The sequence below is a fragment of the Martinezella sp. CNPSo 3890 genome, assembly GCF_057784455.1.
This window is the reverse complement of sequence record NZ_JBXSOR010000028.1, coordinates 1-21,278: the sequence shown is the minus strand read 5'-3', so window position 1 is coordinate 21,278 and position 21,278 is coordinate 1. Positions and strand designations below refer to the sequence as shown.

Annotated in this window: 22 protein-coding genes and 6 pseudogenes; 17 read left to right on the top strand and 11 right to left on the bottom strand. The window is 58.8% G+C overall.

The window, feature by feature from the left end:
* The first annotated feature begins 15 nt into the window (after positions 1 to 15).
* From AC13RC_RS32750 to AC13RC_RS32720, 7 genes are all read left to right on the top strand, one after another.
* Entirely contained in the window at positions 16 to 870 is an 855-nt protein-coding gene (locus tag AC13RC_RS32750) for a branched-chain amino acid ABC transporter permease (protein ID WP_488559660.1), read from the top strand.
* The gene (locus AC13RC_RS32745; RefSeq protein ID WP_488559659.1) at positions 870 to 1,919 is read left to right on the top strand and encodes a branched-chain amino acid ABC transporter permease; all 1,050 of its coding nucleotides are present in this window, start codon (positions 870 to 872) and stop codon (positions 1,917 to 1,919) included. The genes AC13RC_RS32750 and AC13RC_RS32745 overlap by 1 nt, the downstream gene beginning before the upstream one ends.
* Positions 1,916 to 2,668, top strand: a complete 753-nt coding sequence (locus AC13RC_RS32740) for an ABC transporter ATP-binding protein (protein WP_113352380.1) — start codon at positions 1,916 to 1,918, stop codon at positions 2,666 to 2,668. Before AC13RC_RS32745 ends, AC13RC_RS32740 begins: the two co-directional genes overlap by 4 nt.
* The gene (locus tag AC13RC_RS32735; RefSeq protein WP_113352379.1) at positions 2,661 to 3,368 is read left to right on the top strand and encodes a branched-chain amino acid ABC transporter ATP-binding protein; all 708 of its coding nucleotides are present in this window, start codon (positions 2,661 to 2,663) and stop codon (positions 3,366 to 3,368) included. The genes AC13RC_RS32740 and AC13RC_RS32735 overlap by 8 nt, the downstream gene beginning before the upstream one ends.
* 89 nt (positions 3,369 to 3,457) lie before the next feature.
* On the top strand, positions 3,458 to 4,627 hold the full coding sequence (locus tag AC13RC_RS32730) for an ABC transporter substrate-binding protein (RefSeq protein WP_488559658.1): 1,170 nt from the start codon (positions 3,458 to 3,460) through the stop codon (positions 4,625 to 4,627).
* Positions 4,628 to 4,701: 74 nt separating this feature from the next.
* Positions 4,702 to 5,589: an NAD(P)-dependent oxidoreductase gene (locus tag AC13RC_RS32725; protein WP_113391234.1), complete on the top strand. Its 888-nt coding sequence runs from the start codon at positions 4,702 to 4,704 to the stop codon at positions 5,587 to 5,589.
* A complete protein-coding gene (locus AC13RC_RS32720) occupies positions 5,586 to 6,797 on the top strand; it encodes a LysR family transcriptional regulator (protein ID WP_488559657.1) in 1,212 nt (403 codons plus the stop codon). Before AC13RC_RS32725 ends, AC13RC_RS32720 begins: the two co-directional genes overlap by 4 nt.
* Positions 6,798 to 7,598: 801 nt before the next feature.
* Here the strand turns inward: AC13RC_RS32720 and AC13RC_RS32715 are convergent.
* Both AC13RC_RS32715 and AC13RC_RS32710 read right to left on the bottom strand, forming a co-directional pair.
* On the bottom strand, positions 7,599 to 7,922 hold the full coding sequence (locus tag AC13RC_RS32715; RefSeq protein WP_488559656.1) for a DUF1236 domain-containing protein: 324 nt from the start codon (positions 7,920 to 7,922) through the stop codon (positions 7,599 to 7,601).
* 213 nt (positions 7,923 to 8,135) lie between these two features.
* Positions 8,136 to 8,354: pseudogene (locus AC13RC_RS32710) on the bottom strand (hypothetical protein); the annotation flags it as partial.
* On the opposite strand from AC13RC_RS32710, the pseudogene AC13RC_RS32705 reads away from it, so the two are divergent.
* The 3 genes and pseudogenes from AC13RC_RS32705 to AC13RC_RS32695 all read left to right on the top strand — a co-directional run.
* A pseudogene (locus tag AC13RC_RS32705) lies at positions 8,354 to 8,500 on the top strand (exonuclease domain-containing protein); the annotation flags it as partial. The pseudogenes AC13RC_RS32710 and AC13RC_RS32705 overlap by 1 nt on opposite strands.
* Positions 8,501 to 9,015: 515 nt before the next feature.
* Positions 9,016 to 9,477, top strand: a complete 462-nt coding sequence (locus AC13RC_RS32700; protein WP_488559655.1) for a M24 family metallopeptidase — start codon at positions 9,016 to 9,018, stop codon at positions 9,475 to 9,477.
* 118 nt (positions 9,478 to 9,595) lie between these two features.
* Positions 9,596 to 9,736: pseudogene (locus AC13RC_RS32695) on the top strand (ABC transporter substrate-binding protein); the annotation flags it as partial.
* On the opposite strand, the pseudogene AC13RC_RS32690 reads toward AC13RC_RS32695, so the two are convergent.
* The 4 genes and pseudogenes from AC13RC_RS32690 to AC13RC_RS32675 all read right to left on the bottom strand — a co-directional run.
* Positions 9,737 to 9,932, bottom strand: a pseudogene (locus AC13RC_RS32690) (hypothetical protein); the annotation flags it as partial.
* Between the two features lie 232 nt (positions 9,933 to 10,164).
* Positions 10,165 to 10,491, bottom strand: a pseudogene (locus AC13RC_RS32685) (aldo/keto reductase); the annotation flags it as partial.
* A gap of 9 nt (positions 10,492 to 10,500) precedes the next feature.
* On the bottom strand, positions 10,501 to 10,557 hold the full coding sequence (locus AC13RC_RS32680) for a hypothetical protein (RefSeq protein WP_488559674.1): 57 nt from the start codon (positions 10,555 to 10,557) through the stop codon (positions 10,501 to 10,503).
* A gap of 66 nt (positions 10,558 to 10,623) precedes the next feature.
* Positions 10,624 to 11,619 (bottom strand): MBL fold metallo-hydrolase, encoded by a 996-nt coding sequence (locus AC13RC_RS32675; RefSeq protein WP_488559654.1) that lies wholly within the window; start codon positions 11,617 to 11,619, stop codon positions 10,624 to 10,626.
* Positions 11,620 to 11,785: 166 nt separating this feature from the next.
* Here AC13RC_RS32675 and AC13RC_RS32670 point away from each other — a divergent pair, with 166 nt between their 5' ends.
* Positions 11,786 to 12,691, top strand: coding sequence for a LysR family transcriptional regulator (locus AC13RC_RS32670; RefSeq protein ID WP_113352373.1), 906 nt, complete (start codon positions 11,786 to 11,788; stop codon positions 12,689 to 12,691).
* 49 nt (positions 12,692 to 12,740) lie between these two features.
* On the opposite strand, the gene AC13RC_RS32665 is transcribed toward AC13RC_RS32670, so the two are convergent.
* Together AC13RC_RS32665 and AC13RC_RS32660 are read right to left on the bottom strand one after the other, a co-directional pair.
* Positions 12,741 to 13,235 (bottom strand): lipocalin-like domain-containing protein, encoded by a 495-nt coding sequence (locus AC13RC_RS32665; RefSeq protein ID WP_113352372.1) that lies wholly within the window; start codon positions 13,233 to 13,235, stop codon positions 12,741 to 12,743.
* Between the two features lie 52 nt (positions 13,236 to 13,287).
* A complete protein-coding gene (locus tag AC13RC_RS32660; RefSeq protein ID WP_113420980.1) occupies positions 13,288 to 14,121 on the bottom strand; it encodes an SDR family oxidoreductase in 834 nt (277 codons plus the stop codon).
* A 95-nt stretch (positions 14,122 to 14,216) separates the two neighbouring features.
* On the opposite strand from AC13RC_RS32660, the gene AC13RC_RS32655 reads away from it, so the two are divergent.
* Positions 14,217 to 15,116 (top strand): LysR family transcriptional regulator, encoded by a 900-nt coding sequence (locus tag AC13RC_RS32655; RefSeq protein ID WP_113352370.1) that lies wholly within the window; start codon positions 14,217 to 14,219, stop codon positions 15,114 to 15,116.
* A gap of 42 nt (positions 15,117 to 15,158) precedes the next feature.
* Here AC13RC_RS32655 and AC13RC_RS32650 read toward each other — a convergent pair whose 3' ends face one another.
* Both AC13RC_RS32650 and AC13RC_RS32645 read right to left on the bottom strand, forming a co-directional pair.
* Positions 15,159 to 15,485 (bottom strand): Atu4866 domain-containing protein, encoded by a 327-nt coding sequence (locus AC13RC_RS32650; protein ID WP_488559653.1) that lies wholly within the window; start codon positions 15,483 to 15,485, stop codon positions 15,159 to 15,161.
* Positions 15,486 to 15,591: 106 nt separating this feature from the next.
* Complete coding sequence (locus tag AC13RC_RS32645) at positions 15,592 to 16,146, bottom strand: nuclear transport factor 2 family protein (RefSeq protein ID WP_183813649.1); 555 nt, start codon at positions 16,144 to 16,146, stop codon at positions 15,592 to 15,594.
* A 172-nt stretch (positions 16,147 to 16,318) separates the two neighbouring features.
* On the opposite strand from AC13RC_RS32645, the pseudogene AC13RC_RS32640 reads away from it, so the two are divergent.
* The 3 genes and pseudogenes from AC13RC_RS32640 (at position 16,319) to AC13RC_RS32630 (ending at position 19,315) form a co-directional block, all read left to right on the top strand.
* A pseudogene (locus AC13RC_RS32640) lies at positions 16,319 to 17,207 on the top strand (LysR family transcriptional regulator).
* A 606-nt stretch (positions 17,208 to 17,813) separates the two neighbouring features.
* Positions 17,814 to 18,398 carry a TetR/AcrR family transcriptional regulator gene (locus tag AC13RC_RS32635; RefSeq protein ID WP_113391222.1) on the top strand — a complete coding sequence of 195 codons (585 nt, stop codon included), beginning with the start codon at positions 17,814 to 17,816 and terminating at the stop codon, positions 18,396 to 18,398.
* A gap of 5 nt (positions 18,399 to 18,403) precedes the next feature.
* On the top strand, positions 18,404 to 19,315 hold the full coding sequence (locus AC13RC_RS32630; RefSeq protein ID WP_113391250.1) for a haloalkane dehalogenase: 912 nt from the start codon (positions 18,404 to 18,406) through the stop codon (positions 19,313 to 19,315).
* A 233-nt stretch (positions 19,316 to 19,548) separates the two neighbouring features.
* Here the strand turns inward: AC13RC_RS32630 and AC13RC_RS32625 are convergent, their stop codons facing one another.
* Positions 19,549 to 19,785 carry a winged helix-turn-helix transcriptional regulator gene (locus tag AC13RC_RS32625; RefSeq protein WP_113391221.1) on the bottom strand — a complete coding sequence of 79 codons (237 nt, stop codon included), beginning with the start codon at positions 19,783 to 19,785 and terminating at the stop codon, positions 19,549 to 19,551.
* Between the two features lie 141 nt (positions 19,786 to 19,926).
* On the opposite strand from AC13RC_RS32625, the gene AC13RC_RS32620 reads away from it, so the two are divergent.
* On the top strand, positions 19,927 to 20,649 hold the full coding sequence (locus tag AC13RC_RS32620; protein ID WP_488559652.1) for an alpha/beta fold hydrolase: 723 nt from the start codon (positions 19,927 to 19,929) through the stop codon (positions 20,647 to 20,649).
* Positions 20,646 to 21,278: NAD(P)H-binding protein (locus AC13RC_RS32615; protein ID WP_488559651.1), on the top strand; the 633-nt coding region annotated here is incomplete at its 3' end. The genes AC13RC_RS32620 and AC13RC_RS32615, both read left to right, overlap by 4 nt.

The window sequence follows — 21,278 nt, the reverse complement described above, 5'->3', positions numbered from 1 at the left end:
GCACAGGGAGGAAGCATGTTGACCCTTCTCTTTGATGGGCTGGCCTATGGAATGTTGCTGTTCGTCCTGTCGTGCGGATTGGCTGTCACCCTCGGGCTGATGAATTTCATCAACCTGGCGCACGGCGCCTTCGCTATGGCTGGTGGCTATGTCACCGTCATCCTGACAAACCGCTGGGGCGTGCCATTTCTGCTGACGCTGCCGATCGCCTTCATCTTCACGGCCATCGCGGGCCTGGTTCTGGAACGGACTCTCTACACAAGGCTGTTCCACAAGACCCACCTGGATCAGGTTCTATTCTCGATCGGGATCGTCTTCATCGCTGTCGCCGGTATCGACTATCTGATTGGCTCGCAGCAGCAGATTCTCGATCTGCCTGAATTCCTGAAAGGACGCGTATCCTTTTTCGGTGTCGGTATTGGCGTCTATCGCGCCTTTCTGATCCTCGTGTGCGGCGTCCTTGCAGGCTGCCTGCAGCTTGTCCTCAGCCGCACGCGCTTCGGCAGCAGGCTGAGGGCGTCGGTGGACGATCAGCGGGTTGCTCGCGGCGTCGGCATCCGCGTCAACACGATCTTTGCGGCGACCTTCGCCGCCGGATCCGGCCTTGCAGGACTGGGAGGGGCGCTTGGAGCGGAAATCCTCGGCCTCGACCCAACCTTCCCGCTGAAGTTCATGGTCTACTTCCTGATCGTGGTGTCTGTCGGCGGAACGTCGAGCATGACCGGACCGCTCGTCGCCTCGATCCTGCTCGGGATGGCCGACGTCCTCGGTAAATACTACGTGCCGTCGCTTGGCGGCTTCATCATCTACATCGTGCTCGTGGCTGTTCTCGTTGTTCGTCCCCAGGGCCTTTTCTCGAGGGCTGGCTGATGTCCGTGACGCACCAACTCAATGGTCCGCTTTCGAATGCTGTCAAAGCAAGCCTGAGGCGACAAACCCGGTGGGCTTTGCTGGAAGTCCTATTCTGGATCGCTGCGGTGGCATCCTGGTTCCTGTTGCCTGATGAACACCTGATCCTCACCCAGATTACGATCTTCGCCCTCCTCGCCCTCTCGATCGACCTGATCCTGGGCTTCTCGGGGATCGTGACCCTCGGACAGGCCGCGCTTTACGGCGTTGGCGCATACGCCAGCGGCCTATTCTCGATCTACGTTACCGGAGAGCCGCTGATCGGATTATTGGTTGCGGCAGCGGCGGGTGCCGCCGTGGCGCTGGCGACCAGTTTCCTGCTGTTGCGTGGCGCCGATCTGACGCGGCTGATGGTCACTCTCGGCGTTGCCGCGGTTCTCCACGAGATCGCCAACCAGGCCGGATGGCTGACGGGCGGGGCCGACGGACTGCAAAACATCACGATTGATCCGCTGTTCGGGTCCTTCAATTTCGACATCTATGGCCATGTCGGATATGCCTATTGCCTGACGGTCCTCTTCGTCCTGTTCGTGCTCGCCCGCTATCTGATGGCCTCGCCCTTCGGCAATTCCCTGAAGGCCATCCGCGACAATCCGCTGCGCGCTTCAGCCGTCGGTATCCCGGTGAAGGCTCGCCAGATTGCGATTTATACGCTGGCGGGTGCCTATGCGGGCATCGCGGGCGCACTCTTCACCCAGACACAGCAGTTCATCTCGCTCGACGTCCTCTCGTTTCAAAAGTCGGCAGACGGGTTGATGGTGCTCGTCATCGGCGGAACGGGTTATCTCTACGGCGGTCTGATCGGGGCGCTCTTCTACGAACTGATCCAGGACGCTCTCTCGTCCTTGACCCCGCAATACTGGCAGTTCTGGCTCGGCATCCTACTGGTCGCCTTCGTTCTCGTGGGCCGGGATCGGCCGCGCCAGATCATCGAACAAATAGCAGCACGTGGCCTCGGTGCGCGAAAGGCGCCATCTTCGATCCGGGCGTCGAAAGGAGAAGCGTCATGACCGCGCTCGCCTTGGAAACAAGGGGTCTGAATAAGGTGTTCGGCGCCTTGAATGCGACCACAGATGTCAACTTTGGCTTGGAGCATGGCGCGCGCCACGCACTGATCGGCCCTAACGGTGCGGGGAAGACGACATTCATCAATCTGCTCACCGGCGTTTTGCAGCCATCAGGTGGCGAGATCTTACTGAACGGAGAAGTTGTCACCCGCCTAAAGCTGGAGCGACGGGTCGCAAGGGGACTGGTTCGAACCTTCCAGATCAACCAGCTCTTTGCAGGATTGACCGTGATTGAGAGCCTGGCGCTCGTCATTGCTGAACGTGACCGCCGCGGATGGAACCTCCTGCGGCCAACGCATGCAATCAAAGGATTGGAGAAGGAGATTGGAATCCTGCTCGAAGACTTTGGCCTCGACGGAGTGGGCGACGAAAAATGCTCGGCGCTGCCCTACGGCAAGCAACGCCTCCTGGAGATCGCGCTGGCGATAGCATCCAAACCGCGCGTGCTACTGCTTGACGAACCCGCCGCGGGTGTGCCCGAAGCCGACCGGAAGGAGGTCATGAGGCGGATATCGGCCTTGCCATCGGACGTCTCTATCCTGCTGATCGAGCACGACATGGATCTCGTCTTCAACTTCGCCAAAAGGATTTCCGTCCTTGTCTCAGGCGCGCTTTTTGCGGAAGGCAGTGTAGACGAGATCGCCCGGGATCAACGCGTCAAGGAAGTCTATCTTGGGGGTGCCCATGACTGAAGTTCTCAGGATAGATGCACTGTCCGCCGGTTACGGCAAGGCGACAGTGCTTCACAACGTCAACATCTCGGTGGAACAGGGAACGGCTCTTGCACTGCTCGGCCGCAATGGCGTGGGCAAGACGACGACACTGAACACGATCGTCGGGCTGACCCGGTACCAGTCCGGCTCGATCAGGCTTAATGGCGCCTCTATCGAGCGCATGGCCCCGGAGCGGCGGGTCGAGGCTGGCGTCGGCTGGGTTCCACAAGAGCGCGGGATCTTCCGTTCTTTGACCGTCGAGGAAAACATCACCGCGGTGGCGAGACCTGGGAGATGGACGCTGCAAGCTGTCTACGAACTCTTCCCCCGGCTCCAGGAGCGTTGTTCGAATTTAGGCAATCAGCTTTCAGGCGGCGAGCAGCAGATGCTGTCTATCGCCCGCGCTCTGGTTCTCAATCCGCGTATTCTACTGCTCGACGAACCGACTGAAGGCCTCGCGCCGATCATTGTCGAGGAACTGCTGGTAGCCATTCGACGGATCGTTCGGGAAGAAGGTCTTGCCGCAATTATCGTCGAGCAGCATGCGCAACAGATCCTCGCGATCACGGATAGCGCGGTCATTCTTGATCGGGGAAGCGTCGCGTATTCGGGTAGCAGCGCTTGCCTTGCCGATGATCGGGCGACGTTGGGCAAGTTTCTCGGCGTCGGTGCGGCCTAGTGATCGCAGCTCCGGCAACCGATCGAATGAAATCAAGCAAACGGCGTGCGGCCAAAAATGGCCATAACCCGGTCAACAAGGAGGAGAGAATGAACATGAAAGGCATTATTGCCACAGCGGCTGCAATGCTCACGATCATGGCGGCGACCGCCGTTTCCGGACGTGCCGAAGATGCGGTGAAGGTCGGCGTCGTTATTCCGATGACGGGCGGCTTCCAATCGAATGGGCGTCAGATCAACGCAGCGCTAAAGACTTACGTTGCCACGCACGGCGACACAGCCGGCGGCAAGAAGGTTGAATTTATCGTGAAGGACGACGCCAGCTCGCCGGACAATGCGCTTCGCATCTCCCAGGAACTCGTCACCAACGACAAGGTGTCGATCCTGACCGGATTCGGCAACACACCGACGGCGCTTTCGGTGGCACAACTTTCGAAACGTGCGAAGATCCCTCAGGTGATCATGGTGGCGGCCACCTCCTCGATCATGAAGGCGTCCCCGTACATGCTTCGCACCTCCTGGACGATCCCGCAGGTCGCGAGCGTCATCGGAAAATGGGCTTCCGAAAACAGTACGAAGAAGTTCGTCTCGATCGTATCGGACTATGGCCCGGGCAAGGATGCCGAGGAATGGTTCTCGAAGACATTGGAGGAGAATGGCGGCACGATCGTTTCCAAGCTCAAAGTTCCGCTCGCAAATCCCGATTTCGCGCCTTTCCTTCAACGAGCTGCGGATGAAAAGCCTGAAGGCCTGTTCGTGTTCGTTCCGACGGGCGCCGGCGCGGCCTTCATGAAACAATTTGTCGAACGCGGTCTCGACAAGTCAGGCATCAAGGTCATTGCCATGGCTGACGTCACGGATGACGACTTGCTGAACGACATGGGCGAGCCCGCGCTGGGGGTTATCACCGGAGGCCCTTACTCCACCAATCATGACTCACCGCAGAACAAGACGTTCGTCGAAGCCTTCAAGAAGAACAACGACGGGATGCGTCCGAACATGGTCGCGGCCGCGGCATGGGATGCGTTGGACCTGATCTACAAGACGCTTGACAAGACCAAGGGCGACGCAAGCGGTGCGACCTTTGTCAAGGCCGCCGAGGGCATGCAGCTCGACAGCCCGCGCGGGCCGATCTCGATCGATCCGGAGACGCACGACATCATCCAGAACATCTATATGCGGAAGGTTGAGAAGGTCGACGGCGAATTTTACAACACCGAATTCCAGACGATCCAGAACGTCAAGGATCCGGCCCATTGAAACCGAGGCGCGGAGATAGGTCCTGCCTCCGCGCCTCATTGCATTGAACAAACCAGGTGTCGAGAGAGATAAGCATGACAAAGGTCGGTCTGGTGGGATTTGGAGAAGCCGCGCAGGCTTTTGTTTCCGGATGGCGAGCCGATGAGATCAGCAGCCGAGAACTCGAGGACGTGACCACGTTCGACGTGAAGGTCGAAGACCTCGAGACCCTGTCCGGGCTGCAGGACCGCTGTAAGGATCTTCAGGTTTTGTGCGCCAAGATTCCCGCTGAAGCGCTTGCTGATCGCCAGCTCGTGTTTAGCCTTGTGACCGCTGATAGGGCGTTGCAGGCCGCAACCGGCGCGGCGGAAAACCTCGAAAGAGGCGCACTCTACCTTGACTGCAATTCATGTTCGCCCAACACGAAGTTAAAGGCAGCAGAAGTCATCGAGGTGGCCGGCGGGATCTATATCGACGTCGCGGTCATGGCTCCGGTATATCCCGCGCGCCACCGTACCGCGCTTTTGCTGTCGGGTTCGTCGGCCGACAAGGCTCTGGACCTTCTCTCCAGCCTCAACATGAACGCCACAGTTGCGGGACATAGGGTCGGACAGGCATCATCGATCAAGATGCTCAGATCAGTGATGATCAAAGGCTTCGAAGCGCTGACCGCGGAGTGCTTTCTGGCTGCAAGGCGCGCCGGTGTCGAGGCAGCTGTTCTGGCGTCACTTCAATCTTCCGATCCCGGGCTGGACTGGAACAAGCGAGCAACTTACAACCTCGAGAGAATGATGGTCCACGGTCAAAGAAGAGCTGCGGAGATGGTCGAAGTTGCAGCAACACTGAGAGAGCTCGGACTGCCGGATCGAATGGCAACCGCGACGGCGGATTGGCAACGTCAAATCGGCGGAAGGGTGACACGGTCCGTCGAAGACTCTCTGCAAGCCAGGACCGACGCAATTTTGGGGTCGACGCTCGATTGAGTAACGGAAAGTCTCCAGCACCTCAGATCCAGCACAACCTTCGCCATCTGAGGGTGTTTCTGACTGTTGTGACCACCAGCTCGGTGACTAAGACCGCGGCAGCCTGTCATTTGTCACAGCCGGCTGTAACGCAGGCGCTGTCAAAAATCGAGCGAGAGCTTCACACGAAGCTGTTCACGAGAACACCAACAGGGCTCTTCGCGACGGCTCACGGCGACCTCCTTGCCAAGAGGGTCCGGCGGGCGTTTGCATATCTGGATCCCGCACTCGACGAACTGAGCCCTCGCCTGCGGATGTTGACGACCACATCTCAGCTTCGTGCCCTGATCGCAGTGCGCGAGTGCGAGAACTTCACCCTCGCGGCAAAGAGGCTCGGCCTGGCGCAACCAACGGTGCACAGAGCGATCACGCAGTTCGAAGAAGAAGCGGGCCGCACTTTGTTCGATCGCACATCCTTTGGAATTGTGGCGACCAAGGCGGCGAACGGGCTTGCCCAGGCGGCCCGTCTCGCACTTGCGGAGCTTGCGCAGGCCGAGGTCGATTTGGCCGACGCGAACGATGAGGAAGCTGGACAGATCGTCATCGGCGCCATGCCTCTATCGCGCTCTTTTGTTCTTCCACGAGCAATCGCAGAGTTCCGAAAGCTCCGACCAAAGACGCCAATTCATGTCCTGGAGGGTCCGTACGCCGACCTCCTGACGGGTCTGCGGCGCGGGGAGATAGATTTTCTGATTGGAGCGATGCGCGATCCGCCCCCTATCGGCGATGTCGAGCAGCGTGTGCTGTTCACAGACACCATCGTCGTCGTCGCTGGCAAGGATCACCCCCTGCTTGAAAAGGGCGTGCCGACGACGGAGCAGCTCGCATCGTTCCCATGGGTCGTCGGGCAGGTCGGAACTCCGATCCGAAGGCACTTCGACGCAATGTTCGAAGGACTTGGTCGGCAACCGCTCAGCATCGTCGAGTCCAGTTCGCTCATCCTCATGCGCGAACTTCTGGATCGGACCAATCATTTAGGCTGCATTTCCTTTCTGCAAGCACAAGCTGAGATTTCACGAGGACTGCTAAAGGCACTCCCCCTCGAATTAGGGCATACTGCCAGGCCGATAGGCGTCACCTGTCGGGCGGAATGGCTGCCCACGGTTGGCCAGCAACTTTTCCTCGACCTCGTCATTCAGACGGCAAGAACCGCTGGCATTGACCCGTGAGGATTGTTCCAGAAGTCATTTCCGGGCAGTGGGCGGAAATAAGCTCGCTCGCTTGAAAACTAAGAAAAAATTCCTTGTGTGCTATCGTGTGGACGACATCATCAGTCGATGCAGAGTCTGATCCAAGAAGTCGGATAGGAACCTGACGAACGTGGTCCTAACTGCTTCGATGGGCGCTCCAATAAGCAGCGGCAAGCCTTCCGCTAGCGCTAGCGGACTTGTCACGTCCATCCAACCTCGCATGTGTTTCGCGCTTATGCAGCTTTGCGCAAAGCATGCGCAATTTCACAAATGCGCTTTGACCGATAGACGAGGAATGGAATCGGCTTACTTTTCACATCGGCACTTGCGAGGGAATCATCCAAAGGCAACAACAGCCTCTATTTGCGGAATGGTTATTGCTTCATCCTTAGCGACGCGATCGGCGGCTTTGAGCATCATGCTCTCCTCTCGCAATCACGAAAAGATGCTCGCCGTTATGCCACGCTGACTTTCTCGAGTAAGGCATGCTGGACAGTTTGGTATTTAAAGGCCTACCGTGGATAGACGTCGTCGCGAACCGAGACAGAATGGCGCCAAGCCTAAAGTACCGCCCCAGTAAGCCGGTGTACTCGCCGCTGCGTATCACAACCCTGTTCCAAGATCAGTCACCCACCGACTGAAAGAGCGTGGCAAACCCCACAAGCTCCTTGTCGTCGCTGTCGCGAGGAGGCTCTAACAATCGCAAACGCGATCCTGAAAAATGGCGCCTCATGGAGCCATCAAAGCCCAACTTAGACACAGTTGTTAGTTAGACGGTCGTTATTTAACGATTTCGATAATCTTGTGAGTGTGCGGGTTGACGATGACACGCTGTTTTCCGATGACGGTGTAGGCATAATCACTATTGCTGGGGATGGGATACACCTCTACGGAACTCGGCAGTTCGGTGCCGACGACAACGTCACCCTCATAAGTTGCGGATGGAACGTCATGTCCTGTGACATAGGTTTTAACCTCCCCCGGTACGACCACCGTCGAAGCGTTGGTGTCTGAACTATCCGGAGTTACAACAACACTGCTTTGCGCAAGAGCCGTTCCGAACGTAAACAGTGATGCGCACATCGTAATGACGAACTTATTCATCTCGATCTCCATCTGTCCAATAGGGGTAGCCTAACCGTGTCAGCCCGCGAAGGTTCCCAAGACAATGTGCCGGGCACGGCCCGGCGAGGCGCAGCGGTCATTTCGAGCCATTAACCGTGCAGCAGGTACCTGAACGCTTCCCCGGTGTGTGCCGCTTGCCTGATGGGTTTGCGGGCTCGTGAGTTATTCAGTCCAGATCGACTGTTTTCGCATCTACTGAAAATTCCGGCTTCTCACCTTCAGCCTCTCAATAAGCCGATCCGGCTCATAGATCTCCCGTGCCTTCATTATCGCCCGCTCCCGCGAATCCGGACTGCCGGGAGTCCCATGGGCGAACTCGTCGCCGCGACCAGTCGGCAGCCTGAAGGCCTCATCGCGATCGGCAAGGCCGGAGAGATCGAATGTCAGGTCGAACAGTTGCTGGGCGACCAGACGCGGAAACAACCGGCCTCGATACGAGAAAGGACGAGATCATCGAAATCGGGCTGATCGCCTTCAGCTTCAATGGCGAAGGCGATATCGGAGATGTTGCCGATTTGGGCGGAGGAAGGGAGGCCAGAGGCGCGCCATCTCGACCATGGACAACGAGCGGAGATCACACGAGGAAACGGAGCGAGAGGCCGATACGTCCATCCACCGTGGAAGGTCATTCCGTCACGACACGGTAGTCAATACCGAAATTAGTCCGTTGACCAAACATCTGAGATGGCACAGCGATGGCGCCTGGTTTTTCAGAGATCTGACACTTCTACAAATGCCGCGAATCTTTTGCGCACTTATAGAATTTTGGTCAAAATCTCGAAATTCTCCGCTCTGCGTCTACAAATTCCTGAGCGACGCGTTTCGTGGATCATATCCGTAGCTTCCACCTGAGACGATCTTGTCATCGAGGAAATGAGGACTGCGGCTTCTTTGTCGTCGTAAATTCCCGATTGAAGCTCAATCGTTCCACCTGTTCGCACCGCAATACTTACGCTCAGCATCTCCGCCCGTCCAATTATCGTTCACCGCGTCATAAACGTCCAAGCAAAGAACACGTTCCAAAGCTTTCGAAATATCTGACGCATTGGATATTTCGGTGCTGCTTAATTGAATGCCCTCTACCGACCTCGTCGGCTGTTATGGCATGTGCGTGGACATTTCCCGAACCTGGTGGATCGGCGATGCGCGGCCAAGCGACAACATGATCTCTGCCATGAACCACGCCGTCGACCATATCCGCGAGAACATGGCGATGCTGAGGCCGGGCGTGACGATCAAGGAGCTAACGCATGGAGGCCATCGGCTCGCGGACCGCTATTGGCAACAGAAATACTCCTGCAAGATGCACGGCGTTGGCCTCTGCGACGAATGGCCGTTCGTGCCCTATCCGGATGCATGGGTCGAGGGCGCCTTCGATGTCGCGCTGGAACCGGGCATGACCATCTGTGTGGAAGCCCTCGTTAGCCCCGAGGGCGGCGATTTCTCCATCAAGCTCGAGGATCAGGTGCTCATTACCGAGACCGGGTACGAAGATCTGACATGCTATCCCTTCGACAGCCGCCTGTTGTCCTAGACTCTGGCCATATCGGTCGCGGCCCAGTCCGCGCGGCTACGGTCAAACTTGTTCAGCCAAAAGGAATTGAAGCCCGAAACCGAGATGGGAGATCCCTGATCATGTACAGGTTTATAGCATTTGTTATGTGGCCGGCGCCTGGGCGTCGGCGGATGCCAGCCAGGCGACGGATTGCGGCAACATCTCCATCGCCGAGATGAATTGGGGATCGGCTGGCGTCGCCGCGCATGTCGACAAGATCATCCTGGAAAACGGCTATCTCGTCCTCGATGGTAATGGGCATGACGCCCTTGGCCGACCCTGGCTTTGCCGCACGAGCACCAGGCCCGCCGTTTAAACCTAACGGCCGTCCCGTGCAGTCATCGCCTCGGCACAGGGATGATGTTGAGCTCCGAGAGGTCCTTGCAAAGGACGGCGACCGGATGCTGCCGCAGCGTCGGCCCGGTATGGCTGTACCGCAGGCGCTGCGCGGCGTTCGCCTGTGCCTCTCGGATCAGGCCAGAATACATATTCTCCTTGCCGGGATACCACGGCATCGTGCCGATGGAGCCAAAGCCGGGAATCGTCTCCATATGAGCACTTCCTTCTTCCATGCCTCATCCGCGGAATGACGACCGGCGCATTGGTGATGCTGTGGCATTGCATCAGATTGATCGTGTCACGCCATGTCCGCACGCGCGACTGGCGAAAGCTTTCAACAGCGTGGCTTTCGTCCCCGCGATATTCTCCTGTGGACCAGACCTTGTTGGCGAGGAACATCTCGTCCGATCGCTCAAATTCGCCCATGAACTGGCCGACGCTAACTTCCGCCGAACCGTAGAGAGGTGACGTGTCGACGACGCGACCGCCTGCGGCGACGTACCGTTCGAAGACCTGCCGGAGTGCGTCGCGCCCATCCCCGGGCTTCAGATCAAAGGTCAGGAAGGTGCCGAGGCCCAGGGCCGCGACCCTTTCGTCGGTACGCGGCAAAGTGCGGGTTAGCACATCCGGACTAGATCCGGCGGCTGGCACCATATTCGTGTCCTAGGTTTGCCCCGCAGCGTTGGTGGCCAGTGCCAGCCCTGTTGCCGCCGCACCCATCGTCCCGAGGAAGCCGCGTCTATTGATCTTCGACTGGTCGATGCGATCTCTCCTTTTCCTCAGCCGTCAGAACTGCCAGTTGGCGGGTACCCAGGCGTAGCCGCCATCCGTCTTTAGCATCCGTCCGAGGCCGGGGAACGGATAGTGGAAGCCCAGCACTGGCATGCGCTCGGTAGCCGCGCGGTCGAAGATGCGGTGGCGGGAGGCAAGGGCCGTTTCCTTGTCGCGGTCAGGCCCGGGCAGCCATGGCTTGTCGACGTTGACGACGGGGTGATAGGCAAGGTCTGCCGTCAGCAGCAACTGGTCGCTTCCTGAATGGACGAGGAAGGTGGCCATTCCGGGCGTGTGGCCGGATGCGACGATCGTCGCCAGACCCGGCACGATCTCGGTGCCGGCTTCATAAAGCTCGACGTCGTTCATGACCGGCGCGAGGCTGTTCTTGATGTTTGCCGCGAAGCGCAGACGGAATTCCTCCGGCACGGGCATGTAGGAGAGATCCGGATCGGTGCGGAAGAAGAAGTCCCAGTCGGCCTTCGGGACGAAGACAGTGGCGCGGGGAAAGGCCTTGCCACCGTCCGTGGTTCTCAAGTTGCCGACATGGTCGGGGTGGGTATGAGAGATGACGATGGCGTCGATGTCCGCGGAACTAAGACCGATAGCCGCCAGATTATCAAAGATGCGGCCACCGTTCGGGCCCATTGTCTTGCCGGCGCCAGCCTCGATCAGAATCCGCCGGCCGCCGGTTTCGATCAGCAGCGTGTTGAGGTTGAGCGTCATGTGGTCGGTCGGAAGAAACGCCTGCCGCAGGACTTCTTGAAGCTCGGCTTCCGGCGCGTTGCTTGCATAGACGCGGGGCGGGCCACCTATCACACCATCGCTCAAGACCGTCGCGCTGATTTCGCCGACACGGAAACGGTAATAGCCAGCATTGACGGCCACCGAAGACGCCGCCTGGGCCTTGGCGTCGCCGGAGGTACCCAGGAGGCTTGGGATGAGCATGGTTGAAGCACCTGCGAGAGCGGACAGCATGATTGCGCGTCTGTTGAGGGTAAAGGCATTCATCTGTCGTTCCTTCTTCTCGGCGCACCGCTAAGTCCCTTTTCCTCGCGGCCGTTATCAACGAAGAGGACTTTCCACAGGGCTGCGTTTAGTTTCCGCAATCATGACACGGCGCTATTGATCTGATAACCTGCTATAAAGTTGTCAGCTTGATTAGAAAAACTTCGCAATGGACCCTATTCGCCTAGACAGTTTCGATGTCTTCGTGGCCATCGTGCGCTGTGGCGGCTTCCGCGCGGCAGCACTTGAGCGCGGCGTCTCTTCATCTGCCTTGAGCCAAACGATGAATGGGCTGGAAGAGGCTCTGGGTATCCGGCTCCTCAACCGGACGACGAGGAGCGTGTTTCCGACGGAGGCAGGACAGCGCCTTCTTGAGCGTCTGGCACCTGCGTTGAGCGACATCCGGCTTGCCATCGCAGAGGTCGATGAACTGCGCGATAGCCCATCGGGTACCGTCAGGATCAACGCACCGGCACCGGCCGTCGATCATTTTCTTTGCCCGCTCGTGTTCGACTTCATGGATGTTTACCCCGAGGTGAAGATCGAGATTATCAGCGATGCGACCGTCATCGACATCGTGGAACAGGGTTTCGATGCTGGCGTTAGGTTCGGCAAGCAGTTGGCACAGGACATGATTGCGCTCCCGCTTGGACCCGCACTTCGTTATGCAATCGTTGCTTCACCTGACTACATCAAGAGGTGCGGAGAGCCGCAGACGCCGCCCGAACTCGTTGAGCACGACTGTATCAAACGTCGTTTCCCTGGCGGCACGCTCGTCACCTGGCGGTTCGCCGAGGGAGACGGGGAAATCGAAATCGCTCCGACCGGCCGTTTGACCGTCAGCTCTGCGCATAATGAATTGCAAGCTGCGCTGGCGGGCAGAGGAATCGCCCATGTCTTCGATGACTACACCAAGCCTTATATTCGGACCGGGCAGCTGGTGGAGCTTCTCTCCGACTGGAGTCTGACCTTGCCACACTGGTTTTTATACTACCCCAGCCGTCGCCTGCCGAGCGCCGCCATGCGCGCATTTCTCGACTATATGAGAAGCTACGACTGGGAGGCGAGTGACTGACGGCGCACGCCCGGAGGTCGAGGCCTTGCAGGAATTAACCCCTCGTGCCTCATTTGACGCGCTGCCACTCGATCCGGATTTCGGTGCCTTCCGGCCTGCGGAATTGCTCGGTCATGCGGTCGCCGTCCACGACCAGCGTGAGATCATCGCGTGTTCGCGCGCTGCCAACCCAGTTTGGGAATGTCGATCCCTCGACACGGTTGCCGCTGAATTCGCCCCTCTCATCGACGGTGTAGGTGCCGAAGAACCCGATGCTGCGTGACATAGCCATGCGGTTTTCATCGTCCGTTCCCTCACCGCGAGCATTGGAAGCAAAGGGCGGGATATCGGCGTCGGTCAGGACTTCCACGAAGTGCATGTCGGGGGTGAAGACGAGAAGACCGTTGGGCTTTTTTCCATAGGCGGCGGTGTTCTTGCCGCCGGGATCGATGGTTGCCGACACCATGCGCCAGGTGCCTACAACCTGGTTTTCAGCCGCTGTCTGCGCGAAGGCGGAAGACGAGACGCTTATGGCGAGAGCCAACATGGCTGGTCGGATGCGCATGGTGTTTCCTTTCCTATTCATGAGATCTGTGTTTCCAGGCCGATCTCGCGGTTCACAAGTCCTGGCGGTCGGCAGAATTCGCCACCTCCCGTTGCGCCTCGAGAGCGGACCGGCGTGCGGAAAGCGCCTTTGAGATAGACGAATAGGCTGTGCTGCCCAGCGCCAGCCGCAGCTGCGGCTTCTCGCTCTCGGCGGCTGATATGATTGCGGCCACGGTTCGCGCCGCATGCCCCTTGATCTCGAAGCTGCCTTGCGTAATCGCCCGGCGAACCGCCCCGGCGGGAGTGTCATCGTAAACATCCATCGGTGTCGCGCAGACAAGATTGACTCCGAAATTCGTGCCGGTCGGCCCGGGCTCGGCGATGATGAAGTCGATGCCGAAAGGCTCCACCTCCTGAGCCACGGCTTCGACAAAGCCCTCGATGCCCCACTTGGTTGCGTGATAGAGGCTGAAGCCCGGATAGGCGATCTGCCCACCTTCGGACGAAACCTGGACGATCCGCCCGCCGCCTTGCCTCCGAAGAAGAGGCAATGCTGCGCGGATTAGATGGATGGAGCCGACGAGGTTTGTGGCGATCTGCCGGTCGATCTCCTCATTCGTGAGCTCTTCCGCAGCACCGAACAGGCCGTAACCGGCGTTGCTGACGATCACGTCTATCCGGCCGTGCCGTTGGAATGCTCCTTTAACGGCGGAGTCAATGCTTTCCGGCTCGACCAGGTCGAGCTCAACGATATCGAGACGATCGCCGTATTCCTGCGCAAGTTCCGTCAGCGCGCCCACACGGCGGACCGTGGCGACCACCTTGTGTCCCTTATCAAGCAGCTGTTGTGTCATCTCGAGACCGAGCCCCGAGGAGGCGCCGGTAATGAACCATGTCTTTGGCATAGAAACTCCTGATCTGTTCATCTCGGAATGTAATTCGGCAGCATTGGTGATATAAGATCTTCAATTTGAGATGAGATGGTGAGGATATATCACGAATGTCACGGCCCAGCCTGAACGATCTTGCCGCCTTTGCCGCGGTGGCCAATCACCAGAGCTTCCGCAGAGCCGCCGACATCATGGGCGTCTCGCGCTCCGCCCTTAGCCACGCGATCATTGGACTGGAGGGAAAAGTAGGCGTACGGCTCTTCAATCGGACGACGCGCAGCGTGTCGCTGACCCAGGCTGGCGCCCGCCTGCTCGCACGACTCGACCCGGTTCTGCAGGATCTCGATCAAGCGCTCGATACCCTATCGGAGGAACGCGGTACCCCAAGCGGTCCGCTGCGGATCAACGCCAACAAGAGCGGCGCTCGCATCCTGCTCGCCGACGTCGTTCCAAGCTTTCTCGATCGTTATCCCGACGTCGAGCTTGATTTGGTTTCGGAAGGACGGCTCGTCGATATCGTGGAACAGGGTTTCGATGCCGGCATCCGCTTGCTGGAAGCTGTTCCGAAAGACATGGTCGCGGTGAAGTTCGGCGGCGACGTGCGTTTCATCGCCGTGGCAGCGCCATCCTACCTCGAGAGCAGAGCAAGACCGCATACGCCCGACGACCTTTACGCGCACTGCTGCATCCGCCAGCGTCTGCCGAGCGGGAAGCGCTATCGCTGGGAGTTCTCAAAACGCGGCGCCGAAGTGGCGATCGACGTCCCCGGCAACCTCACCCTCGATGACAATGATCTTCTCGTCCAGGCGGCGATGGACGGGCGCGGTATCGCCTATGTACCCGACTATTTCGCGCAGCCATTTCTGGCGTCCGGTCAATTGGTGACCGTGCTTGATGAATGGTGCCCGCCGACATCGGGGCTGGCGCTCTATTACCCGCGCAGCCGGCACGTTCCGTCACCACTCCGAGCTTTCATCGACCTCCTACGCGAGGTGGACAGGTCACGGTGACAGGGCGGCACTGAGTGGGCTCCGCCCCTGTCAACTGGTATGTCAAGGCGTTGCTCGCTGACGTCGTAAGATCATGCCGCCATGGCGCAGTGTGTTGGCATCGACGAAATCGCCGTCGGCAGTGAAGCCCGTGTCGTCCCAGTACTCGATATGCGTCCCCTCGACTTCGTAGCGGCCCTCATGGGCTCGCTCCCGCTGGCCGCGGGCCTCGACATAGCGTCCGTTCGGCAGAAGCTCATGGCGCACACGATTGTCGTCGGTGACCCACATGCCGGCACAGGGATGGTTCGGCTCCAAATTGGTCTCTTGCGGTTCCATGGATTGAAATGAAAGGGTGGCCGTGATGATTGCTGCAAGTGCCTGTCGCATGATCTGGCTCCATTGAGCACTACAAATCTCGGTTTGGAAGCGATGGCGCGCGGATGCGCGGCTATCGGTCGCCAGACGCTCTGGTCTGCCGAACCGCCGGCGTCGGTCATTGGGGCCGTGGAGCGTTGTTGTCGACGACCTGCTGATAAGCAACGAGGTCCAGAAAGGCCTCAGCATTAACGACAAGGCCGTTCTTCATCTTGAGTATCCAGACGAACTGATTGCGATAAGGTGCGCCCGACGTCGTGGTCGCTGTTCCGTCGAAGCGGATGATGACGGTGTCGCCATCGGCGAAGATGTTGTGCACCTCCGGCGCGATCGGGGTCGCGAGCCGGCTGGTCAGCGGACGCGATGCCTGTTCGATGAAATCCTTCTGGTTGCGATAGGTGCCCGCGACCGGTCCGGAACCATGGATCGTCCAGACGACATCGGGAGCGAGGAGTTCCGCGAAGACATAGGTGCCCCCGCGCCACTTTTCGAAGGCGGCCTCGACTACCGCCTTGTTTCGCTGCTCGATAGCCACACTGTCCACAGCTTGCACCTGCGTTGCCATGGCGTTTGCAATGGCTGTGCCCGGCAGAGCGAGCGACAGCAATGCCAGTGTGATCAGAGCTCTACGGCGCGCGCCGGCGACCCTGTGACGTGTCGGAAGAATGGTCATGGTATCGGTCTTTTCCTGTTGCTGAGAGCTTGATGAGGACTATCGACCCGCGATGAAGCTGCATGCACCGTCGACAGGCCTCGAGTTCTAGTTCGTGAGATCCAAGCTAGGCGCCCGAATAAGATCGGACAATTTGCCCAATGATGACCAAGCTGGTAACCTGATCTAACCAATGGCAATCGATCTGAATGGCATTTCTGTTTTCCTGGCTGTCGCTGAAGCGCGGAGTTTTCGTGTAGCCGCGGAGAATTTGGGCATCACACGGCCAGCCGTCAGTCAGGCCATGCGCCGTCTCGAAGATCGGCTGGGCGTTGCGCTCGTGCGGCGCACGACACATAGTGTCAGCCTCACGGAGGCTGGTGAACTACTATATCAGCGTGTGGCGCCCGCTATTTCCGAAGTCGGACTGGCGCTCGACGCAACGGCGGATCGCGACAGCGCACCAAGCGACCTGTTGAGGCTGGCGGTGTCATCCATCCCGAGCAGTTCATCTCCGGGCCGCTTCTGGCGGGTTTTGCGAAAGCCTTTCCCGGCGTCCGGATCGACGTGACGGTCACGGACGAGGAATTCGACATCGTCGACGAAGGCTACGACGCGGGCGTGCGATTGGGTGAAGTCATCGATCAAGACATGATTGCCGTTCCAGGTTCGGGCGACCAGCGCCAAGGTGCTTTCGCCGCGCCGTCCTACATCGAACGTTTCGGCAGGCCCGAGCATCCTTCGGAGCTCTCCGCGCATCGTTGTATCGGCTGGCGTCCAGCGCCACACAGCGCGCTTATCGCTGGGAATTCGGTGAGCATGGACGCGAGTTCGATGTGGCTGTCGACCCCGCAGATCACCACAACGACGTGTGGCTTATGATCCGCACCGCCTGTGCCGGAGGCGGCATTACCTTCGGAATGGAGGACACCTTCAAACCCTACGTCGAATCCGGACAGTTGGTCCCTCTCCTTCAGGACTATTGCCCTCCCTTTGCCGGCTTCTTTCTCTATTATCCCAGCCGGCGCAATATCGCTCCGAAGCTTCGAGCCCTGGTCGACCACGTGAAGCGGTGGCGATAGCGCCCCATGATATCGTCGTGTCATCACAGTCGCTAGCGGGCCTGGCCACTACGATGCGGAACGCCCGAGCGCTGAGGCTGGCTTGAAGCCGTGGCCGCATCGCGGATGGTCACTCACCTGCGTTACCCGCCTCATCGCGGCACTTGCGTCGAAGACAGCTAGCCAGCTTTCTGGCCCCAGCACCCTGAGATCCCGTCCGGATCCGGCCGTGTCGAGCATTGAAGTTCGTTCGCTACCTTGCGATTATCGTAAGGTAGCGAACGAAATGAACCGGCCGTTCCCATGCACGATCAGGCGGATACCAAAAATCTCTCCGTGGAAGCATGGACGAAGCGGTGTCATTTCGCAGGCCGGGCCCTCAACCGCCTTCATCGCGGCGCCCTCAGTTGAGCGGCCAGGTATTTCCGCACCACAGCACGACCAAGCATAGCGTTCAGTGCTTAGCGCGGGAAGCTCGAACGGAAAGCGCTAGCGAGGGTGCAAGGCGGACTTTCCGGGCGCGCCCCGTCACCTCAGCTACCGCGGTAATCGTTCGTACCGCTGCCGTGGCCTGGCGCCGGGAAAACGTATATTGACAGCAATACGTTCGTACATATTATCACAACTATGGCAAAACATTCTCATCGTGAAGCTATTCTGGAAGCGGGTCGGACCGTGATGTTCCGCAAGGGATATGTCGGTTCAGGCGTGCGCGATATCGTCGCCGAAGCGGCCGTACCTCAGGGCTCCTTTACGAACCACTTTCGCTCGAAAGAGGAATTCACGAGAGAGGTGCTGGACAGGTATTTTGCCAGTCTGAAGGACGCAATGGCGGAGTCGCTTGGGGATAAGCGGCTAACCCCTTCACAACGGATCAACCGTTATCTCGATATTATTATCGGCCGCCTGGCTGAAGACGGTTTCCAAAGAGGCTGCTTGATCGGTGACTTTAGCCTTGAGGCCGCGCCCCAGAGTGATCTCCTGCGCGAGCGGCTGAGTGATATCTTTCCTGAATGGTCAGCTCCTTTTGCCGACTGCATTGCCGAAGGCCAGGCGTCCGGGGAAATCTCGGATGCGTTCGAGCCAAATGACTTGGCCGAGTTTCTGATCGCAGCGTGGGAAGGAGCAATATTGCGGATGAAGGTATCCCGCGACGTAGAGCCGTTGGAGCGCTTCAAAAGGATTGTTTTCGCTACTGTGCTTAAAAGGTGATCGTGATGAACGCTGATATCAGCCTGCCCCGACTGCCCGTCCTTGACTCTGAAATGGCCTTTCGTGAGGCGGGGCGAACGGACGCCCCCACCGTGCTTTTCTTCCACGGCAATCCCACCTCGTCATTCATCTGGCGAAATATAATTCCGCTTGTTGCTGATGTCGGTCATTGTATCGCGCCGGATCTGATCGGTTTCGGACAGTCCGGCAAGCCGGATATCACCTACCGGTTCGAAGACCATGTGAGATATCTCGACGCCTTTATAGAGAAGTTGGAGATCCGCTCGGCCTACGTCGTAGCGCAAGATTGGGGTACGGCGCTTGCCTTCCATCTTGCCGCCCGACGTCCTGACTTTATCAAGGGCATGGCCTTTATGGAGTTCACAAGACCCATCCCGACCTGGGAGGAGTTTTTGCGCGATCGGGCTGAGCGCGAAATCTTCCGCAAGTTTCGTACACCCGGCGAAGGCGAAAAGCTGATCCTGGAGGAGAATGCATTCGTAGAGGGCGTACTACCGGGAGCAACCGTCCGCGTCTATACCGAGGAGGAAATGGCGATCTATCGCTCACCATTCCAGACCCCTGCCTCCCGCAAACCAACGTGGCGTTTTCCGAACGAATTGCCGATCGCAGGCGAGCCAGCCGATGTCTACGCGATAATGGAGCGAGCGCATGAAGCCTTGTCGGCTTCGACCTATCCCAAGCTATTGTTTGCCGGAGATCCTGGTGCGCTTGTATCGCCTGAGGTGGCGGAGGAATTTGCTCGCAGACTGCACGACTGCCGCCTAGTGAAACTCGGATCGGGCCTTCATTACCTCCAGGAGGACCACCCGGAGATCATAGGCGAAACGGTTGCGGAGTTCATAGCCGAGGTTGAAGCCGCGACCGCTGCCCGTCTGGCTCCTGCCACTGCTTAGTTCAAGCGACTTGGATGATGGACACGAGCCGCTTGCGGTCAAACTGGAATATGCTCATGCGAGCGCAGGATCGTAGCAGGTGGCCTGCTGGCGCAGCCTCTCGGGCGCGCTCTCCGCCGGTCTAACTGCATCCAATCACAGTCTGCACTCGAAGCAAAGCACGCCTCCGGGGCAGTCGGCCGCTCGGTCTTCCACGCTTCTGGCAGGGTACTATGCGCTCCGGCGAGCAACGTTCATCGTCTCGCGAGTGCTGCTCCGAAGATGCCCAATGCGCGAAACGGCCCCTCTATTTCCCGTCCGAGCGGGGTGAGCGCATACGCGGACTGATCCTCTACCGCAACCCGCTTGATCAGCCGTGCTGATTCAAGTTCACGCAAATTCTGCGTCAGCTCTTTGGCGCTGATCCCGTCGATCGCGGACAGGAGAGCGTTGTAGCGAAGCGGCCCGACCAACAGCAGCGAGCGTAAGATGTGGAGCTTCTAGCGCTCCCGATAGTGTTGATTGCCAGTCCGAGCGGACAGGTCGCCGCATCGGAGCGAACCTCTTGGTGCGTTGATCCGTCAGCGGGAGGCGGTGAAGTTAAGTCTTCTGTGAAATCGACGGAGTCTTCCATGCGGAGAAGCAATAACATCTCCAGCCAATATCGCTGCATCGCCCTGGATCATCTCGGCTTTGGCCTTTCGGACAAGCCGTCCGGTGTCTCGTACCTTCCTCAGTTCCACACGGCAAACTTCGCCCGCTTCGTAAACGGTCTCGATGTCAGTGACGTAACGTTGATTGTACATGATTGGGGTGGTCCGATCGCTCTGAGCTGGGCTGTCGAGCATCCGGATCGCGTTCGTCGCACTATCGCCCTCAATAGCTGGTTTTTCGACATAAGTGATCGGCTCATGATGCGGCGCTTCAGTGCGATCGTCGGTAGTAAAGTGGCCCGCTGGCTTACGCGGCACTTCAATTTCTTTACTCGGGTCGTATTCAAGGGGTCCTTCGGCGACCGGTCGCTCCTTACCCGAGCCGTACACGCTCAGTTTCTCGCGCCTTTTGCGGCCCCGTCTTCGCGTGAGCAGACCTGGATATTCCCACGAGCCATCCTCGGCGAAAATGATTGGGCCGCGCGGATCGGGGCGCGGAAATCGATACTAGCCGATCTTCCAGCGCTTCTTCTCTGGGGAATGAAAGACCCAGGCCTTGCTCCCGTGCTCCCGATCTGGCGGGAGGCTTTCCCCAAGAATAGGTGCGTCGAGTTCGCCGATGTGGGCCATAATGTCGCGGAGGAGGCAGGTGATCGCCTGGTTCAGCCCATTGAAGTCTTCCTTGAGGACCATCGGCTATGACCGTGGTTGCGCTGCTGGGCGGCAGTGGGCGCCTTGGTGGTCGCGTGCTCGATCTTCTATGTGCGCAGGAGTGCCAAATCCGGGCATTGATCCATAGGAGTCGAATATCGGGTCCAACCGTGCAAGTTACTCAGGTTCATGGCGATGTTCATGATCCCGCCGCTGTTGCTGAACTCCTCGACGGAGCGTCGATGGTCGTCTCGACGCTTCGTGCCGCAGGGTTGCCGACAATGGACGTCTGCTCTGCCGCCATGCGGAATCTGATGCCGGTGATGACCGAACGGTCCATTATGCGGATCGTGACCACCACCGGCTCTGCTGCGCAACTCGATTCAGAAGTCGGTCAGAAAAATGGCTGGCAGGCGACGAGGCGCGCGATGCTGATGCGCCACATGGCTCCGCTGATCCTGGACGGAGAGGAGCATATGCGATTGCTGCAACAGTCAGCACTCGACTGGACCACCCTCCGCCTGCCGATCATGAGCGTCGGGCAGTCCGATGCTGTCAAACTGTCCGATATGTGCGGGCCACCTGATGCACCTCTCGGGTACGATGTCGTCGCTCGAGAATTGACGAGTGAATTATTCTCGCCGCGCTGGATTGGCGCTGCTCCGTTCGCGGTCGAGGCT

Coding starts and splice junctions, on each gene's coding strand:
- AC13RC_RS32750 (WP_488559660.1), top strand. CDS start 16: ATGTTGACCCTTCTCTTTGATGGGCTGGCCTATGGAATGTTGCTGTTC.
- AC13RC_RS32745 (WP_488559659.1), top strand. CDS start 870: ATGTCCGTGACGCACCAACTCAATGGTCCGCTTTCGAATGCTGTCAAA.
- AC13RC_RS32740 (WP_113352380.1), top strand. CDS start 1,916: ATGACCGCGCTCGCCTTGGAAACAAGGGGTCTGAATAAGGTGTTCGGC.
- AC13RC_RS32735 (WP_113352379.1), top strand. CDS start 2,661: ATGACTGAAGTTCTCAGGATAGATGCACTGTCCGCCGGTTACGGCAAG.
- AC13RC_RS32730 (WP_488559658.1), top strand. CDS start 3,458: ATGAACATGAAAGGCATTATTGCCACAGCGGCTGCAATGCTCACGATC.
- AC13RC_RS32725 (WP_113391234.1), top strand. CDS start 4,702: ATGACAAAGGTCGGTCTGGTGGGATTTGGAGAAGCCGCGCAGGCTTTT.
- AC13RC_RS32715 (WP_488559656.1), bottom strand. CDS start 7,922: ATGAATAAGTTCGTCATTACGATGTGCGCATCACTGTTTACGTTCGGA.
- AC13RC_RS32700 (WP_488559655.1), top strand. CDS start 9,016: ATGCCCTCTACCGACCTCGTCGGCTGTTATGGCATGTGCGTGGACATT.
- AC13RC_RS32675 (WP_488559654.1), bottom strand. CDS start 11,619: ATGAATGCCTTTACCCTCAACAGACGCGCAATCATGCTGTCCGCTCTC.
- AC13RC_RS32670 (WP_113352373.1), top strand. CDS start 11,786: ATGGACCCTATTCGCCTAGACAGTTTCGATGTCTTCGTGGCCATCGTG.
- AC13RC_RS32665 (WP_113352372.1), bottom strand. CDS start 13,235: ATGCGCATCCGACCAGCCATGTTGGCTCTCGCCATAAGCGTCTCGTCT.
- AC13RC_RS32660 (WP_113420980.1), bottom strand. CDS start 14,121: ATGCCAAAGACATGGTTCATTACCGGCGCCTCCTCGGGGCTCGGTCTC.
- AC13RC_RS32655 (WP_113352370.1), top strand. CDS start 14,217: ATGTCACGGCCCAGCCTGAACGATCTTGCCGCCTTTGCCGCGGTGGCC.
- AC13RC_RS32650 (WP_488559653.1), bottom strand. CDS start 15,485: ATGCGACAGGCACTTGCAGCAATCATCACGGCCACCCTTTCATTTCAA.
- AC13RC_RS32645 (WP_183813649.1), bottom strand. CDS start 16,146: ATGACCATTCTTCCGACACGTCACAGGGTCGCCGGCGCGCGCCGTAGA.
- AC13RC_RS32635 (WP_113391222.1), top strand. CDS start 17,814: ATGGCAAAACATTCTCATCGTGAAGCTATTCTGGAAGCGGGTCGGACC.
- AC13RC_RS32630 (WP_113391250.1), top strand. CDS start 18,404: ATGAACGCTGATATCAGCCTGCCCCGACTGCCCGTCCTTGACTCTGAA.
- AC13RC_RS32620 (WP_488559652.1), top strand. CDS start 19,927: ATGCGGAGAAGCAATAACATCTCCAGCCAATATCGCTGCATCGCCCTG.